Source organism: Haloarcula terrestris, assembly GCF_031624315.1.
GTDB lineage: Archaea > Halobacteriota > Halobacteria > Halobacteriales > Haloarculaceae > Haloarcula > Haloarcula terrestris.
Genome location: NZ_JAMQOM010000003.1, coordinates 451,074 through 467,049, shown reverse-complemented (window position 1 = coordinate 467,049; position 15,976 = coordinate 451,074). Strand labels below are relative to the sequence as shown.

15 protein-coding genes are annotated in these 15,976 nt (G+C 61.9%); 11 read left to right on the top strand and 4 right to left on the bottom strand.

All coding sequences use genetic code 11. From position 1 onward, the window contains the following. Window positions 1-62 precede the first annotated feature (62 nt). From NDI54_RS09480 to NDI54_RS09465, 4 genes are all read right to left on the bottom strand, one after another. Complete coding sequence (locus tag NDI54_RS09480; RefSeq protein WP_310896204.1) at window positions 63-260, bottom strand: DUF5800 family protein; 198 nt, start codon at window positions 258-260, stop codon at window positions 63-65. A 123-nt stretch (window positions 261-383) separates the two neighbouring features. Further along, window positions 384-1,022: a transcriptional regulator GfcR gene (gene gfcR / locus NDI54_RS09475; protein ID WP_310896203.1), complete on the bottom strand. Its 639-nt coding sequence runs from the start codon at window positions 1,020-1,022 to the stop codon at window positions 384-386. Window positions 1,023-1,466: 444 nt separating this feature from the next. Continuing rightward, entirely contained in the window at window positions 1,467-1,763 is a 297-nt protein-coding gene (locus tag NDI54_RS09470; protein WP_310896202.1) for a DUF5789 family protein, read from the bottom strand. 276 nt (window positions 1,764-2,039) lie between these two features. Then, on the bottom strand, window positions 2,040-2,912 hold the full coding sequence (locus NDI54_RS09465; protein WP_310896201.1) for a hypothetical protein: 873 nt from the start codon (window positions 2,910-2,912) through the stop codon (window positions 2,040-2,042). A gap of 59 nt (window positions 2,913-2,971) precedes the next feature. Here NDI54_RS09465 and NDI54_RS09460 point away from each other — a divergent pair, with 59 nt between their 5' ends. From NDI54_RS09460 to NDI54_RS09410, 11 genes are all read left to right on the top strand, one after another. Continuing rightward, complete coding sequence (locus tag NDI54_RS09460; RefSeq protein WP_310896200.1) at window positions 2,972-3,961, top strand: aldo/keto reductase; 990 nt, start codon at window positions 2,972-2,974, stop codon at window positions 3,959-3,961. A 60-nt stretch (window positions 3,962-4,021) separates the two neighbouring features. Continuing rightward, a complete protein-coding gene (locus NDI54_RS09455; RefSeq protein ID WP_310896199.1) occupies window positions 4,022-5,098 on the top strand; it encodes a TrmB family transcriptional regulator in 1,077 nt (358 codons plus the stop codon). Between the two features lie 87 nt (window positions 5,099-5,185). Next, window positions 5,186-6,868 (top strand): glycoside hydrolase family 13 protein, encoded by a 1,683-nt coding sequence (locus NDI54_RS09450; protein WP_310896198.1) that lies wholly within the window; start codon window positions 5,186-5,188, stop codon window positions 6,866-6,868. 197 nt (window positions 6,869-7,065) lie between these two features. After that, window positions 7,066-8,580 (top strand): extracellular solute-binding protein, encoded by a 1,515-nt coding sequence (locus NDI54_RS09445; protein WP_310896197.1) that lies wholly within the window; start codon window positions 7,066-7,068, stop codon window positions 8,578-8,580. 83 nt (window positions 8,581-8,663) lie between these two features. After that, window positions 8,664-9,653: a carbohydrate ABC transporter permease gene (locus NDI54_RS09440; RefSeq protein WP_310896196.1), complete on the top strand. Its 990-nt coding sequence runs from the start codon at window positions 8,664-8,666 to the stop codon at window positions 9,651-9,653. Window position 9,654: 1 nt separating this feature from the next. Next, window positions 9,655-10,659, top strand: coding sequence for a carbohydrate ABC transporter permease (locus NDI54_RS09435; protein WP_310896195.1), 1,005 nt, complete (start codon window positions 9,655-9,657; stop codon window positions 10,657-10,659). Between the two features lie 5 nt (window positions 10,660-10,664). Then, complete coding sequence (locus NDI54_RS09430) at window positions 10,665-11,861, top strand: ABC transporter ATP-binding protein (protein WP_310896194.1); 1,197 nt, start codon at window positions 10,665-10,667, stop codon at window positions 11,859-11,861. 2 nt (window positions 11,862-11,863) lie between these two features. After that, window positions 11,864-12,067 carry a hypothetical protein gene (locus NDI54_RS09425; RefSeq protein WP_004592697.1) on the top strand — a complete coding sequence of 68 codons (204 nt, stop codon included), beginning with the start codon at window positions 11,864-11,866 and terminating at the stop codon, window positions 12,065-12,067. A gap of 29 nt (window positions 12,068-12,096) precedes the next feature. Next, window positions 12,097-13,167, top strand: a complete 1,071-nt coding sequence (locus tag NDI54_RS09420) for a Gfo/Idh/MocA family protein (RefSeq protein WP_406600174.1) — start codon at window positions 12,097-12,099, stop codon at window positions 13,165-13,167. A 41-nt stretch (window positions 13,168-13,208) separates the two neighbouring features. Next, window positions 13,209-14,273: a glucose 1-dehydrogenase gene (locus NDI54_RS09415; RefSeq protein ID WP_310896192.1), complete on the top strand. Its 1,065-nt coding sequence runs from the start codon at window positions 13,209-13,211 to the stop codon at window positions 14,271-14,273. 276 nt (window positions 14,274-14,549) lie between these two features. Then, a complete protein-coding gene (locus NDI54_RS09410) occupies window positions 14,550-15,920 on the top strand; it encodes an ABC transporter substrate-binding protein (RefSeq protein ID WP_310896191.1) in 1,371 nt (456 codons plus the stop codon). The last annotated feature ends 56 nt before the right edge of the window (window positions 15,921-15,976 follow it).

Here is a 15,976-nt window from a genome sequence, read left to right as displayed (position 1 = left end):
GGTTCTTCGAAGACCCCTGTTCCTACGACGGGTCTATGACCGTCGAGGGTACGAAACGTGTCTCAGCTCACGATTTCGGCGATACGCTGGGGTTCTCCCGAGAGTGTCGGTTCGGGTTCGACCATCTGCAGTACCTCGTGGTCGGTCACGTTCGGATACGATTTCTCGATGGCGTCCTCGATGAGGGCTTTTTCGAGGCGGAACTCGGTCCCCTCGTAGACGACATCCACGCCCTGTTCGTCGAACGACAGCACAGTCATAGCGCTGCGTATGCACGGCACGGATAAAAGGGTAGTCTCTCGTGCGGACACGTCGCTTACGGGGATTCAGAAGCAGTATCCGCTCGAAAAACGCCAGCAGTCGGAGCAGTCCGCCAGGGTCGCTTACGAATCGCCGTCGCTGCCGACTCGGATGACCTGCAGCAGGGAATACACCGGGACACCGCGGATGTCACCGACGCCGCGCTTGTCGGCCAGCACGACGCAGGCCACGGGGTTGCCGCCCTGCTCGTGGATCGCGTCGATGGTCTCGCCCATCGTCTTGCCGCTCGTGATGGTGTCGTCGACCACGTAGCAGTCCCGATCCCGGATCTGTGCGAAGTTTCGGGAAAAGGAGCCGTCGGTGGTCTCGGTCTCGTCGTCGTCCCACTGGTGTTTTGTCGGGGCGTAGGTCCCGAGGTCGGTCTCTAATTCCCGTGCGACAGTCGTCGCAAGCGGTGCGCCCGCCTTCTCGATCCCGATGGTGAGGTCCACGTCGTCGCCTTTCTTCGAGAGCAGATCCGCCATCGCCGCCCCGGTGTGGTACAGACGGTTGCTGTCCCGCCCGACTGCGGACCAGTCGACGTGGATATCGTGGGGACCGCCGTCGTCGCTCGTCTCCGGTTTGGTACCTGTACCACTCCGTTCGACCAGCCAGCTCGCCGTCTCCCGAGAGACGTTGAGTTCGTCAGCGATCTCACCCTTAGAGAGGCCACGCTGTGCCAGGTCGGACGCGCTGTCGACGAGGTCGTCGATATTCTTCATATTCCTATCTCCGTGTGCGAGGATTTAATAGGCAGTGTTCTGCACCCACCAAAATCTATTTACAACAGCCGTTGTTCTTCGCTAGCGGCTGGGTTTTCCCCTGATCTTCGGGGACGGCTTGCGGCGATTTCAGTCAGTCGTCAGCCATCTCCCACCCGGCCGAAGCCAACCGTCTGCTCGCAGCATGGTTGCATGGGGGACCGCACGCACCAGCGGTCAGGCGGGTCCGTCCCGCCGTTCCCCACCCATCGTCCGCTCGCGCAAGAGTGGCAGAGAACCGTCGGCACACTCGACCCGAACTAGGCAGTACAAAGCGCGGAACTCTGACTATAGTAGCCGTTGAAAATCAATGCACACCTGATCGCACGACAGCAGTGCGATCAGTGTGTAAATCGTTTCAATTGTTACTATAGCGCCGTTGTAGTTCCATAGTCGCAGCAGGTCTCAGAATGAAACGGTAGCCTCGTCCTCGACCTCGGTTCCGATTGCCGTGCCGCCTCGGTCATCATAATATTTGCGTCCGATGAATGTATCGTCCAGGTTGCCGATTATTGCAGTGTAAAGCGCGTCCGAAGACGGATAACTTTCTTCTTCAACTGGAGCCAAAATCTCTTGAATAGTAATCGAATCGCCGGAGGGAGACGTTATCTCAGTGGAACCGATCTGTTCGAGCACAGCTGTATGCGTCACCGGGAACTCGAATGACTCATCGACAACCTGTTTTGTATCTGAATATTCCATGACTGTTGGTGGGCAACCGACGCGTCGGTCTCTGCGTTACCCAGTACGCGGCGAACATGAATCAACCCCGGTAGTTTTTATTTGGCATTGGTTTTTGATTATATGAATTACAGCTATAGTAGCCATTGAAAATCAATGCAGACCTGATCGCACGACAGCAGTGCGATCAGTGTGTAAATCGTTTCAATTGTTACTATAGTAAGCGGTATTCCGGCTCGCCCACCGACATACCAGCAGTCCGGCTGTACACGATACGGGCACTGCGGGCACGTTGTTTCAATTGGCCCCCTCGAAGGTGTAGAGGCGCTGCTCGCAGGTCGGACAGACAAGCGTTTCGTCGGGGTCCTGACGGGGTCCCAGATGGCCGCCACAGCACGACACCGTCGACGACTCGACCAGTTCGGAGTTACACACGGGGCAGCTATCCAGAAACATCCGGAAGGCCTCCGTGCCGGCGACTGTGAGCCGCTCGTCGGTGAGCGGTTCGCTGAGTACCTCATACGCTGCGAGTTCGGCGACGGCGACCGGACGGGCGAGGAGTTCGCCGGGATCCGAGCCGAGGACGACCCACTCCGCGTCGTCAACGTAGGGTTCCGCGTGGTCGATCTGCGGGAGTGACGACTGCAGTGTCGCCGAGAGGTCCTCGAGCGAGTGTTCGGCCAGTTCGTCCATCCGCTCGTGCCACGCCGTATCGACTCCTTCTGAGAGAAACAGTTGCTCGTCCTCGACTTCGATGACACCGGCCGCCGATAGCTCTCCGAAGACAGTCTCGCCGTCCAGTTCCACGTCGTCGGCCAGCGACTCGCTCTCCTCGTGAGTCACGTCTTCGGAGGGTGACTCTCTGTGTGCCGACGCTCTATGGAACCACTCGTCCGGAATCGGTGACCCCGCCACGAGCCTCGGGGCGAACGCCGGTGTGTACGGAACCAGATAACCACGGAGATAGATCACCGCGACGCCGACGACAGCGACCAGCAAGCTTGCCAGCGAGCGCTCGCGTGCGCGCAGGAACAAAGCGAGAAGGCCGACGAGCCCCAGATTCAGGACCGTACACGGCCAACATCGGTTCTCTCCGGTGTATGATTCGTCACTGAGGGCATCGAGCAGGTCTATCGGTTCGACCTCGCACGGAGTGGATAACTGGCTCATGGCGGCACAACGTTCGGCAGTCCCAAAATTCTTTAACAACAGCTGTGGTACAAAGTGACATGAGCGATTCGCCGGTGACATACACCACGCTCGGGTCGACAGGGCTCGAGGTGTCCGAACTCTGTCTCGGAACGATGAACTTCGGGAGCGAAGAGCCCTGGATGCTAAACGACGAGGCAGAGAGCCGCCGGATACTCGAACGGGCACTCGATCTGGGCATCAACTTCTTCGATACGGCCAACGCGTACTCGAACGGCGAGAGCGAGCGGATACTGGGTGACGCTGTCGACTCCGCCCGCCGTGGCGAAGTGGTCCTGGCCTCGAAGGTGTACTTCGATATGCACGATGGACCAAACGGCAGCGGCCTCTCGAAGAAACACATCATCGACCAGTGCCATGCGACGCTGGACCGGCTCGGTGTCGACTACCTCGACCTCTACCAGATTCACCGGTGGGACGACGACACGCCCATCGAGGAGACACTGGACGCGCTGACGTATCTCGTCGATGAGGGGCTAGTCCGCTACATCGGCGCGAGCACGATGGCGAACTGGCAGTTCCAGAAGGCGCTGTACACCGCGGACATCGAGGGATACGAGTGGTTCGTTTCGATGCAGCCGGAATACAACGCCGTCGACCGCCACGAGGAGGCGAACCTCCTTCCTGTGTGTGAGATGGAGGGTGTCGGCGTCGTCCCGTGGTCGCCACTGGCCGGCGGTTTCCTCGCCGGGAAATACGAGCGCGACGGCGACCGCTCCGAAGGCCGGGCGAGTACGGACGAATACACGGCAAACCGGTTCAGCGACGAGAACTGGGCGGTACTCGACGAGGTGCGAGCGATTGCCGACGCCAAGGACGCGACGCCGGCACAGGTCAGTCTGGCGTGGCTCTGCCACCAGGCGGTGGTCGATGCGCCGATCATCGGTCCGCGGACGATGGCCCAACTGGAGGAGAACGTCGGCGCACTCGGTGTCGACCTGACCGACGAGGAATGTGCCCGCATCGAGGCCCCGAAACAGCCCCAGTGGCCGGTCGAGGGCAAGGACTGAGCGCAGAGCTTGATAGATAACCATGCACGTTAACTGTATACTCAGTTTCCCTGCACACACATGGACGACAGCGAACTAACCGATGTCCTCGAGGATGCCGGTCTCTCCCCGTATCAGGCGGAGGCCTACGTGGCGTTGCTGGGGCTGGGGACCGCATCGGCGACCGACATCGCCGACTCCTGTGACGTTCCGGACCCGCGGATTTACGACGTGCTCCGGGACTTAGAGACGAAGGGATACATCGAAACGTTCCAGCAGGATAGCCTGACCGCCCGCGCCCGCAACCCCGATGTGGTGCTCGAGGACCTGCGGTCCCGGTCGAGCAAGTACCTCGACGCGGCCGAGACCATCGAGGACCGCTGGAACCAGCCAGAGATCTCCGACCACGAGGTCAGCATCGTCAAGCGGTTCGAGACCGTCGTAACTCGGTCTCGGGAGCTCATCAAAGAGGCCGAAAACCAGATTCAGGTCGGTGTGAACCCGGAGCAGTTCTACGCCGTTCGCGAGCAACTCATGGCTGCCCACGACCGCGGCGTGAACATCAAACTGAGTATCTGTACGAGCCCAGACGATGAGTTGCCCCCGTTAGACGACATCGAAGGGACCTGCACGGAGGCCCGGAACCGCGATATTCCGGCTCCGTTTTTCGTCCTGGTCGACCGGACCTGGACGTGCTTTGCGCCCCACCACAACTCGGTCAACGAGTACGGCGTACTCGTCAAGGACCGGACCCACACCTACGTGTTCCACTGGTTTTTCCTGACCTGTCTGTGGGAGATTTGGGACACGCTGTACACGGAGCGGACGCCGGAGACGCCGACGACGTACGTCGACCTCCGCCACGCCGTCCGGGACATCGAACCGCTGTTAAACGAAGGGGCGACGATCACGGCGATTGTCGCCGGCTACGTCACCGAGACGAACGAATCCGTGAGCGTGGAAGGGACTATCACCGGCGTCGACTACACCGGGAGTAGCATGGGACGGCAGGACCCGGTCCCGCTTGCCCAGTTGGCGGGTCGCGTCAGCGCGACGCTCGTCACCGACGACGAGACGTACGAGATCGGCGGGTGGGGCGCTGTTATCGAAGAGATAGAGGCAACCGAGATAACGATCGTCGACATTCGCTACGACTGACCGCGCAGCACGTCCCGCTGGCTCCGTCGGCTGGATGGGGCTAATCGTGCAAGGCAGCGCGAAACAGCGACACACCGAGGAATCCACATGAACCAAGCCGACACAGACAACGAACTCGACAAAACGTGGTGGAAAGAAGCGGTCGTCTACGAGGTGTACCCGCGGAGCTTCAACGACACCGACGGCGACGGTGTCGGCGATATTCCCGGAATAACCGAGAAGGCGGACTACTTCGATGACCTGGGTGTCGACGTGCTCTGGGTCGGCCCCGTCTACGACTCCCCGAACGCAGACAACGGGTACGACATCAGGAACTATCGGGAGATACACGACGACTTCGGCGACATGCGCGACTGGGAACGGCTCCTGTCGGCTCTCCACGACCGCGATATCCGGCTCATCATGGACCTCGTGGTCAACCACACCTCCAACGAGCACGAGTGGTTCCAGCGCTCGCGTCGGCGCGAAGGTCCCTACGAGGACTACTACCACTGGGTCGATGGGGACCCCGACGAGCCCCCGAACAACTGGGAGTCGATATTCGGCGGCCCCGCCTGGACGTACGACGAGGAACGCGGCCAGTGGTATCTCCACCTCTTTCACGAAAAACAGCCGGACCTCAACTGGCGAGTCCCGGCAGTCCGCAAGGACATCTACGAGATGGTCAACTTGTGGCTCGACAAGGGGATCGACGGGTTCCGGCTCGACGCGATCAATCTCCTCTCGAAGCCGGCGGGGTATCCTGACGGCGACCCCGAGTCCGGCCTGCTCGGGAACGAACACTACTTCAACGGACCGCGAATCCACGAGTACCTCCGCGAACTCCACGACGAAACCTTCGCCGGGCGCGACGTGATGACCGTCGCTGAGATGAGCCACATCACTCCAGCCGACGCCGAGGCCTACTGCGGGCCGGACGGGGACGGGCTCGACATGACGTTCCAGTTCGTCCGCGACGGGATGGACTCCGAAGACGACGGCCGCTGGGCGAGCCCGGACTGGGCACTTTCGGACCTGAAACGCGTCCTGGCGTCCTGGCAACAGACAGCCGGCGCGTGGGTCGCGCCGTGTCTCGGGAACCACGACCAGCCCCGGTCGGTGTCGTGGTGGGGCGACGAGTCGTATCGCGTCGAATCCGCGACGCTGCTGGCAACCTTCCTGCTGACGCTTCGCGGGACGCCACACGTTTATCAGGGCGAGGAGATCGGGATGACCAACGCCGAGTTCGAGCGCCTTGACGAGATCGACGACCCGGACACTCTCCAGCGGGTCGAACTCGCTATCGAAGCGGGCGAGGCCGACGGGTTCGATGACCTGCGCGAGGCGGTAAACGAGGACAGCCGGGACCACGCGCGCACGCCGATGCAGTGGAGCGCCGACGACCACGCCGGGTTCACCGACGGCGAGCCGTGGCTCCGCGTCAACGACGACTACCCCGAAGTGAACGTCGAATCGGCACTCGCCGACGAGTCCTCGATCTGGTACTACTACCGTGACCTCATTCGGTTCCGCCACGAGGAGACCCCACTCGTCTACGGCGACTTCGATCTCCTGTTGCCCGACCACGGCCAGTTCTGTGCGTACACGCGCACGCTGGAAGCGGAAACCTTGTTGATCGTTCTCAACTGGTCCGACGCCCCAGCCACGTTCGAGTGTGACGCGGTCGAAACGGCCGATTCCGATGCGCTCGTTGCTAATTACGACGACCCCCCAGAAAATCCAGCGGCGACCGAGTTTCGGCCCTACGAGGCCGCCGTCTATCGGCTCTGAGTGGACTCCGAATCTGTCTCCGTTTGCGCCCGGTGTGTGTTTCTGCGCTCGATGCAGTCCACCTCGCCCCACCGGCCGTTCGCACCGGCCAGGTTCTTCACTAATAATTATGCGCAGCCTGACGACGATCTATTAACAACACCAGTGGTTAATTATGGATAAACTTTAAGGTATATCCGTTATATCTCTGAGTAGGTATGTCGGACCAAGACAAGCGTGACAGCAGAAGACGGTCTAGTGTCTCCAGGCGGCGGTTTGTGCAGGCTGCCGGAGCGACTGGCGTGACAGCCGGTATCGCCGGCTGTGCCGACTTCGTCGGCGGCGGTGGCGACGGCGGCGATGGCGACAGCGGTGGCGACGGCGGTTCGACCGGTGACGGCAGCGGCCGGGAGACACAGACGATCCAGCTCAGTATGGGCGCGGACATCCTCTCGGAGGCCGAGCAGGGCGTGCGTGACGCCTTCCGCAACGCCGGACTCCCGGACTGGGTCGAACTGACGTTCGCCCGACAAAGTCAGGACACCGGCGAAGTCCGGTCGAACTTCAACCGTCGGCTCAGCGCCGGCGAGACGAAGCCCGACGCAATGTTGATGGACAACGGCTGGGTGAACATCTTCATCCAGCGGGGCCAGATCCAGAACCTCACGGAGATGCTCCCCGAGGAGATCCTGTCGACGGTCAACAACGACTACTTCCAGGGCTTTACCGACACCGCCCGGGACCCGGGGAGCGGCAACCTCTTTGGCGTGCCGCTGTTCCCGGACTTCCCGACGCTTCTCTACCGGAAGGACCTCGCGGAAAACGCCGGCTACAGCCCCGAGTCGAACAACTGGGCGACCGAGCCGATGACGTGGGAGGAGTGGTCGAACATCGCCGCCGACATCCAGGACAACGCCGGACTCGACTACGGGTTCACGACGCAGTGGGACATCTACGTCGGCACGGCCTGCTGTACGTTCAACGAGGTCATGTCCTCGTGGGGCGGCGCGTACTTCGGCGGCCGCGACAACCTGTTCGGTCCGGTCGGCGACCGACCGATCACGGTCGACGAACCCGAGACGATCAAGTCGCTCAACATGATGCGGAAGTTCGTCCACAACGAGGACTTCGGCGGGGAGTTCGACGGCTACGGCGGGGGCTTCACACCGACCAACATCCTCAGCTGGATCGAGAACCCCTCGCTCGCCCCCTTCGAGGAGGGTAACTCCGCGTTCCACCGCAACTGGCCCTACGCCATCGCCAGTGCCGGCAGCGAGGACGTGTTCGGACAGGATCTGGGCACGATGCCGATTCCCTACGGCGTCCCGGAATCCGAGGCCGCACAGCCCGGCACCGGCGGCACCACGTCGGCACTGGGCGGCTGGCACGTCGTCGCCAACCCGAACTCCGAGAACACCGAGGGGCTCATCGAACTGTTCCGTGCGGTCACACAGGACTCGTTCAACCTCGACCTGCTGAAGCTATGGGGCTGGCTCCCGCCGAAACCGGAGCTGTTCAACTCGGACACCGCACGCGATCAGGAGCCGACTGGCCGATACATGGACACCCTACGAGTGGCCGGTGAGAACACGATGCCGCGTCCGACGACGGCCGTCTGGGGCGACCAGACGAGCAACATCGCCCAGCAGGCAAACCGCGCGGTCAATCAGGACACGACTTCCGAGGAGGCGATGACGGCGCTGGCCTCTGCCCTCGAAGAAACCGAGTCCTAACGAGTAACGGGTAGGTTTTTTACAGACAGACTGTATCATTTGATACATATGACAACAATACACATACAAAGGAGAACGACACAATGAGCACGGACACAGCCGAGCGGACCCGTGAGTCCCGTCGGTCAGGGATGCTGATCGCCGCCGTTCGGTGGATGGAGAACCTCAGCGAGACCTGGTACGCGTATCTCCTGTTGACGCCCATTTTCATCATTTTGGGTGTCGTGGCACTGTACCCGCTGTTGCGGACGTTCGAGCTCTCGCTGTACGCCGTCTCGACCGACCTCACGTCGCTGAATTTTGTCGCGTTGGAGAACTACGTCGAGCTGTTTACCGGCGGCAAGGACCGGTACCTGCCGGGGTCGAACACGTTCCTGCCGACGGGCCTCTCGCTGCCGGCCATCGTCAGTAGCGCGCTGGCGGTCACCATCGTCTTCGCCGTCGTCAGCGTCTTCTTCGAGACCCTGATCGGGCTGGGACAGGCGCTCGTCCTCGACCAGGACTTCTACGGGCGACGGTGGATCCGCGCCGCCATCATCATCCCGTGGGCCGTCCCGGTGGTGATTCAGGGGATCGTCTTCTACCTGATGTTCAACTCGAACATCGGGTTCGCGACGCCGCCGCTCGCCGATCTCGGGCTGCTGGCGTCGACGAACACGCTGAACGACCCGATCAGCGCCCTGTTTATCATCCTGGTCGCCGACATCTGGAAAACGTCGGCGTTCATGGCCCTGCTCATTCTGGCAGGGCTCCAGAGCATCGACCGGAGCCTCTACAACGTCGCGAAAGTTGCGGGGGCCTCGAAATGGCAGCAGTTCAAACACATCACGTTCCCGCTGATCCTGCCGACGGTCGCCGTCGCCGTCCTGTTTCGGATGGTCGGCGCGATGAAGGTGTACGGCATCATCGACACGGTCTCCAGTTGTGCCGTCCTGCCGTCGCTCTCGTGTATGGTCGTCTCGACGTTCAACACGCGCGTCGGGACCTCGGCAGCCATCGCGTTCGTGACGGCGGCGATCATCGGGCTCATCGTTATGATCGTGATCGTGTGGCAGGGGGAGGACGCGATCTAACATGGCATCACCGACAGAGCAACTCGACGACAGCGAGGGCGGACCGCTATCGCGGTGGACGAAGCGCGCGATCAAGGACCCACAGCGGGTGTACCGCGCGCTGTTCTACGTCGCAATGGCGTTTTTCGTCGTGACGACGCTGTTCCCGTTCTACTGGCTGCTCGTGCTCGCGGTCACGCCACGACGGAACCTGCTGGCCGGAACCTTCCTGCCGGAGATCGACCTGTTCGGTGCGGCCATGACGTTCCCGTTGCCAGTTCCGCGAAAGGGGTTCGACCCCAGTTCGTTCATCGCTATCTTCGAACAGATCCCGTTCCACCTGTTCGTGCTCAACAGCTTCGTGCTGGCTATCACGACGACGATCATCGTGCTCTTCGTCGCGAGCCTCTCGGGCTACGTCTTCGGTCGGCTGGACTTCCCGGGGCGGGCGCTGCTGATGCTTGGCATCCTCGCGGTGAGCTACTTCCCGCCGGCGGCGTTCCTCATCCCGCTGTTCGAGGCCTTCGCCGGTAACGAACCGATCGTGATCCCGTTCACGCAGATTCCGCTGTTTACGGCACCGCGCCTGTTGAACACCCCAGGGTCGATGGTGATCCCCTTCAGCGGGCTGTTCCTCCCGCTTGCGGTGTTCATCCTGACGACGTTCTACGCCCAGATTCCAGACGGACTGGAGGACGCCGCCAGGGTCGAGGGCACAACGCGGCTGGGGGCGCTGTTTCGGGTCATCATGCCGCTGTCGGCCCCCGGCGTCGCAACCGCGGCCGTGCTGACCTTCATCTCGGTGTACAACGAGTACTTCTTCAGTTCGCTCATGGCCCTGTCGCCGTCGGCCGAGAACTGGTCGCCACTCGTCGGCGGAATCCTCAGCTACCAGACCCAGTACACCACGCAGTTCAACCTCATGGCGGCCGCGAGCGTCGTCGGGGTCCTCCCCGTCGTCATCCTCGTGGTCGTCGCACAGGAACGGATCGTCAGCGGACTTACATCAGGCGCGCTCAAAGAGTAACAACAATGGCACGAGTACAACTCCAACACGTGACGAAACGCTACGACGACCAGGGTGACGTAGTCACCGCGGTCGACGACATGAACCTCGATATCGCCCACGGCGAATTCATCTGCTTCGTCGGTCCCTCGGGCTGTGGGAAGTCGACGACGATGGAAACCATCGCCGGCCTCACCATTCCGACAGAGGGCGAGATCTACATCGGCGACCGCGAAGTGACGAACCTCCCGCCGAAGGACCGGGGCATCGCGATGGTGTTCCAGAACATCGCGCTGTTCCCGCACATGGACGTATACGACAACATCTCCTTTGGCCTCAGACTGCGGGACTACCCGCAAGACGAGATCGACCGCCGGGTTGAGCGGGCCGCGGACATCGTCCAGCTGGAGGGGATGCTCAACCGGATGCCCGAGGAGATGTCGGGCGGACAGCGCCAGCGCGTCGCCATCGCCCGCGCTATCGTGCGCGAGCCCGACGTGTTCCTGATGGACGAGCCGCTGGCGAACTTGGACGCGAAGCTCAAGGTCCACATGCGGACGGAACTCCAGCGCCTGCACAAGGAACTGGACACGACCATCATCTACGTGACCCACGACCAGGAGGAGGCGATGACGCTGTCGGACCGCATTGCCGTCCTCGACTCGGGCCAGCTCCAGCAGATCGACCCGCCGCTGACCTGCTACAACCAGCCCGATAACCTCTTCGTGGCCGGGTTCATCGGCTCGCCGTCGATGAACTTCGTCGAGGGGACCGTTACCGAAACCACTCTGGAGACACCGAACTTCACGCTCGAGTTCAATCCCTCGTCCGTTGACGGCGTCAGCGCCGGCGACGAAGTGACGCTCGGTATCCGCCCGGAAGACATCTATCCCGGTGAGCTTCGCGACGAGGTCCCTGACCCCTCGGGGATGATAACCGCGACGACCGATATCCTCGAACCGATGGGCGACGAGATATTCGCCTACCTGTTGCTCGGAGACGGCGAAACGTCGATGTCCCAGGAACTGGCGACGAACGACCAGCTACTGATGAGCATCGACCCCGACTCGGACCTCGAAGAGGACGAGGAGATCGCGGTCGTCATCGACCGGCGGAACGTCCACCTGTTTGACTCGGCCACGGGCGAGGCAATCGTCCACGACCTCATCCCCTACGAGACGGACAGCACGGCCACTGGCAGCGAAGCGGAATCTGACGACTGACCATGAGCAGCCACCTCGCGATGCTGTACTGGAGCGGGATGTTGGTGCTGTTTTTCTTCTGGGCCTACGGGATCGCGTCGTTTATCCTGGACCTGAAAAACAAGATCGTCCCGGGCATCATCCAGTACCGGCGCGGCCGACGCCGCGAGAAGGCCAAACAGGAACAGGACGAGGAACGCGACGAACGCGAAAAGCAGTTGTATTAACTCGACTCCGGGTATAGCTTTTGACACACATGACAGTAGAGATAGGTATCATCGGCCTGGGGAACATCGCAGAGATCCACTGTACCAACCTCCAACAGCTCGACCAGCCGGTTTCGATAGCGGCGGGTGTAGATGTCGACGCGGAGGCTCGCCAGCGGTTCGCCGAGGCGTACGACGCGGCAGTGTACGAAGACGCAGCGGCGATGTTCGAGACTGTCGACGCCGTGTTTGTCACCACGCCGAACAGGTTCCACGAGCAGTACGTCGTGGCAGCGCTTGAGGCGGGTCTTGACGTACTCGTCGAGAAACCGCTGGCGCACACGCTCGAAAGCGCCGAGCGGATCGCCGCGGCCGCCGAGGCAGCCGACGGGTTCTGTATGGTCGGCTTCCACAATCGGTTCGCCGATCCGGTCCAGACGCTGGTGGGCTATCGCGACGCGGGCGATGTGGGCGATGTTTCTCATATCGAAGCGAACTACATCAGGCGTCGCGGCGTCCCCGGTCGGGGATCGTGGTTCACGCGCTCCGACGTGGCGGGCGGCGGCTCGCTCATCGACATCGGGGCCCATGCCATCGACCTGGCGCTGCACGTCGCCGACCACCCGGCGGTCGTCGAGGTGTCAGGCGACACTCGAGCCCAATTCGGCGTCGACGAGGAGTACGCCTACGTCCAGATGTGGGGCGAGGACCACGGTGCGTCTGAGTTCAGCGTCGACGATTCCGCGAGCGCCTTCATCCGCTGTGCGGACGGCACGACGATTTCCCTGGAAGTCGCCTGGGCGACGAACCGGCCGGACAGCCAGGAGTACTACGTCCGCGGGACCGAGGCCGGCGCGAAACTCGACCTCGCAGACCAGTCGCTGACGCTGTTCGAGACGGCGAACACCGGTCAGATGCACCACCGGACGACCGACATCGAGACACAGCAAACGGACCCGAAACGCAAGGAACAAGAGCGGTTCGTCTCCGCTGTCCGTGACGGGACGCCACCGTCGGAGAACACGGTCGAACAGGCGCTTCGCGTCCAGCGCGTGATGGACGCCATCTACCGCTCCAGCGAGACCGGTACGGCCGTCAGCGTTGGCAAGACGGAGACCTGAAGAAAGACTTAATCCCCAGTGTTCTCACTCTCCGCCTGCGCATGAAAGTGATTGGTGTTACGCGGGGCGATGACGGCCCACAGCTCCTGGAGCGGGAGCGACCGTCGCCAAACCCGGGCGAGGCACTCGTCCGGACGCTCCGCGTTGGTGTTGACGGCACAGACCACGAAGTCCTGTCCGGGTCCCACGGCGGGTTCCCCGACGGGGCGGACCACATGGTTCTCGGACACGAGGCGGTCGGCGTCGTCGAAGAGCCCAATGGCACGGGGCTCGAGGCGGGGCAGGTCGTCGCGCCGACCGTCCGACGGAAGCCGGACGGCGAAACGAACGAGTACTTCCGGCGGGGTGAGCCAGACATGGCTCCGGACGGTGAGTACACGGAGCGGGGCATCGTCGGCGACCACGGCTTCATGGCGGAGTATTTCACCTCGCCGGCAGACTTTCTTGTTCCCGTCCCCGAGTCGGTCGCGGAGTACGGCTTCCTCGTCGAGCCGCTTTCGATCACCGAAAAGGCCAACGAGCACGCGTACGCGACGCGGGAACCCTTCGACTGGCGACCGGAATCCGCTTGCGTGCTGGGCAACGGCTCGCTCGGACTGCTAACGCTGTGGATGCTCGACCAGGAATACGACCGGACCTACTGCGTCGGCCGCCGGGACCGGCCCGACCCCACGGTCGACATCATTGACGAGATCGGCAGCACGTACGTCGACTCCCGCGAGACACCGGTAGACGAGCTTCCGGCGGTCCACGAGGCGATGGACTACATCTACGAGGCGACCGGGTTCGCCCCGCATGCCTTCCAAACGGTCAAGGCGCTCGACCAGAACGGGGTCGGCGTGTTGCTGGGCATCCCGGAACCGTGGGAGTTCGAGGTCGACGGCGGCTCGCTGCACAACGAGATCGTCCTGCACAACAAATGTCTCATCGGCACGGTCAACTCACACGTCTCCCATTTCGAGGACGCAGTCGAGACGCTCCAGGAACTCCCCGAATGGCTGCTCGATGACCTTGTCACGACGGTCACCGACCCGGAACACGTCGAGGCGGCCTTCGAGGATGGTGACGACCAGATAAAGGCGGTCGTCGAGTTCGATTCGCTGTAAGGGCTGTAGGGCCGCTGCGCCCGAGCATTTTACCGGCAATATATTCTGGGTACACTCGCTTTAGGCGGAACTTTATCGGGAATATATAAGCAAATGTATATGAATTTGCAAGGTATTTACTCACATGGTATTAAATTATTTATTCTCTGGAACCGCCGATAACGACAGATACAGGCGCTATTACGGATATGGTCCCAATGTCAAATGCTGATTTTCGCTATACAGAAGTATTAAGTAGGAATCTTCGATAAGGAATTATGAGGTATTGGTGCAACCATGACTGAAGACAATTCAAATAGACGGTTGACGCGACGTAACGCTCTTCGGATCGCTGGCGCTGCAGGTGCGGCTTCACTCGCTGGCTGCGGTGGGAGTGACGGCGGTGACGGCAGCAGCGGTGACGGCAGCGACGGTAGTAGCGGCGACGGCAGTGACGGCAGCAGCGACACCAGTACTGACAGCGGGACGCAGTACAACACACTGGAGGTCGCCCACTGGTGGGGCGAGGGTGACGGGCTGGAAGCGATTCAGTCCGTAATGGACGCTTTCAAGGAGAAACATCCTGACATTCCGTTCGACGAGAACCTCATCGCCGGCGGTGCGGGTGAGAACCTGCAGGCGAACATTCGGACGCGGGTGCAAAACGGCAACCACCCGAGCACGTGGCAGGCCTGGCCCGGAAACAACCTGCTCCCGTTCACTGACGCGAACCTCCTCGAGGATATCAGTGACTCCGTGTGGTCCGAGAACAGCATGGAGGACGCCTACCTCCAGGGTGTCAAGGACGCGGCCCAGCCCGCCGGGAACTACGTGACGGTCCCGCTCAACATCCACCGTATCAACAACCTCTTCTACAACGTCGAGGTCGTCGAGGAGGCTGGTGTCGACCCGACTGCCCTCGAAACGCCCGGCGACGTGGTCGACGCGCTGCAGACAGTCGACGAAGCCGGCTACACCGGGATGGCACACCAGACCGGATCGCCGTGGTCCAGTTTCCAGATGTTCGCGACTGTGCTTCTCGGCCAGACCGACGCCGAGACGTACAGCGCTGTCTTCGTCGACGGTGAAGTCGACGCCAACAGCGACGCGCTGGAAACTGCGGTCGAGACCACGCAGTCCTACCTCGACTACATCCCGAGCGACGCCGGCTCGATTTCCTGGACCGAGGCCAACAACCAGGTCATCAACGGCGAGGCGGCGTTCCTCCACCAGGGCGACTGGGCGGCCGGGACGTACATCACCAACGATCTCACGTACGGCGAGGAGTGGGATCACGTGGCCTTCCCGGGAACTGAGGGCGACTACGCGCTGAACATGGACTCGTTCCCGTATCCGGTCAACAACCCGTCGCCGGAAGCAACCACGCTGTGGTGTCAGTTCGCCGGCACGACGGAAGCACAGGAGATCTTCAACCCGAAGAAGGGGTCGATCCCGCCACGGACCGACGTGAACACCGAGCCGTTCAACGACTTCTCCCAGGACCAGATTTCGGACTTCCAGGACAGCGAAGCCCAGCCGCCGTCTGTCGCACACGGCCTGGCCGCGCCGCCGTCCGTCATGTCGTCGCTTGAATCCGCCATCTCGTCGCTGAACTCCGGGAGCAACCCGTCGAACGTCGTCTCGCAGATGGCTAACGCCTACCAGTAACACGCGCGATTCGTTTTACCGATTTACGACGGCCTGAACGCCTGAATGCACGGCGG

Excerpts from the sequence above, each read along its gene's own strand:
- NDI54_RS09445 (WP_310896197.1), top strand. The coding sequence starts at position 7,066 with ATGTCGGACCAAGACAAGCGTGACAGCAGAAGACGGTCTAGTGTCTCC.
- NDI54_RS09420 (WP_406600174.1), top strand. The coding sequence starts at position 12,097 with ATGACAGTAGAGATAGGTATCATCGGCCTGGGGAACATCGCAGAGATC.
- NDI54_RS09465 (WP_310896201.1), bottom strand. The coding sequence starts at position 2,912 with ATGAGCCAGTTATCCACTCCGTGCGAGGTCGAACCGATAGACCTGCTC.
- gfcR (WP_310896203.1), bottom strand. The coding sequence starts at position 1,022 with ATGAAGAATATCGACGACCTCGTCGACAGCGCGTCCGACCTGGCACAG.
- NDI54_RS09460 (WP_310896200.1), top strand. The coding sequence starts at position 2,972 with ATGAGCGATTCGCCGGTGACATACACCACGCTCGGGTCGACAGGGCTC.
- NDI54_RS09435 (WP_310896195.1), top strand. The coding sequence starts at position 9,655 with ATGGCATCACCGACAGAGCAACTCGACGACAGCGAGGGCGGACCGCTA.
- NDI54_RS09430 (WP_310896194.1), top strand. The coding sequence starts at position 10,665 with ATGGCACGAGTACAACTCCAACACGTGACGAAACGCTACGACGACCAG.
- NDI54_RS09455 (WP_310896199.1), top strand. The coding sequence starts at position 4,022 with ATGGACGACAGCGAACTAACCGATGTCCTCGAGGATGCCGGTCTCTCC.
- NDI54_RS09425 (WP_004592697.1), top strand. The coding sequence starts at position 11,864 with ATGAGCAGCCACCTCGCGATGCTGTACTGGAGCGGGATGTTGGTGCTG.
- NDI54_RS09410 (WP_310896191.1), top strand. The coding sequence starts at position 14,550 with ATGACTGAAGACAATTCAAATAGACGGTTGACGCGACGTAACGCTCTT.
- NDI54_RS09450 (WP_310896198.1), top strand. The coding sequence starts at position 5,186 with ATGAACCAAGCCGACACAGACAACGAACTCGACAAAACGTGGTGGAAA.
- NDI54_RS09440 (WP_310896196.1), top strand. The coding sequence starts at position 8,664 with ATGAGCACGGACACAGCCGAGCGGACCCGTGAGTCCCGTCGGTCAGGG.
- NDI54_RS09470 (WP_310896202.1), bottom strand. The coding sequence starts at position 1,763 with ATGGAATATTCAGATACAAAACAGGTTGTCGATGAGTCATTCGAGTTC.
- NDI54_RS09480 (WP_310896204.1), bottom strand. The coding sequence starts at position 260 with ATGACTGTGCTGTCGTTCGACGAACAGGGCGTGGATGTCGTCTACGAG.
- NDI54_RS09415 (WP_310896192.1), top strand. The coding sequence starts at position 13,209 with ATGAAAGTGATTGGTGTTACGCGGGGCGATGACGGCCCACAGCTCCTG.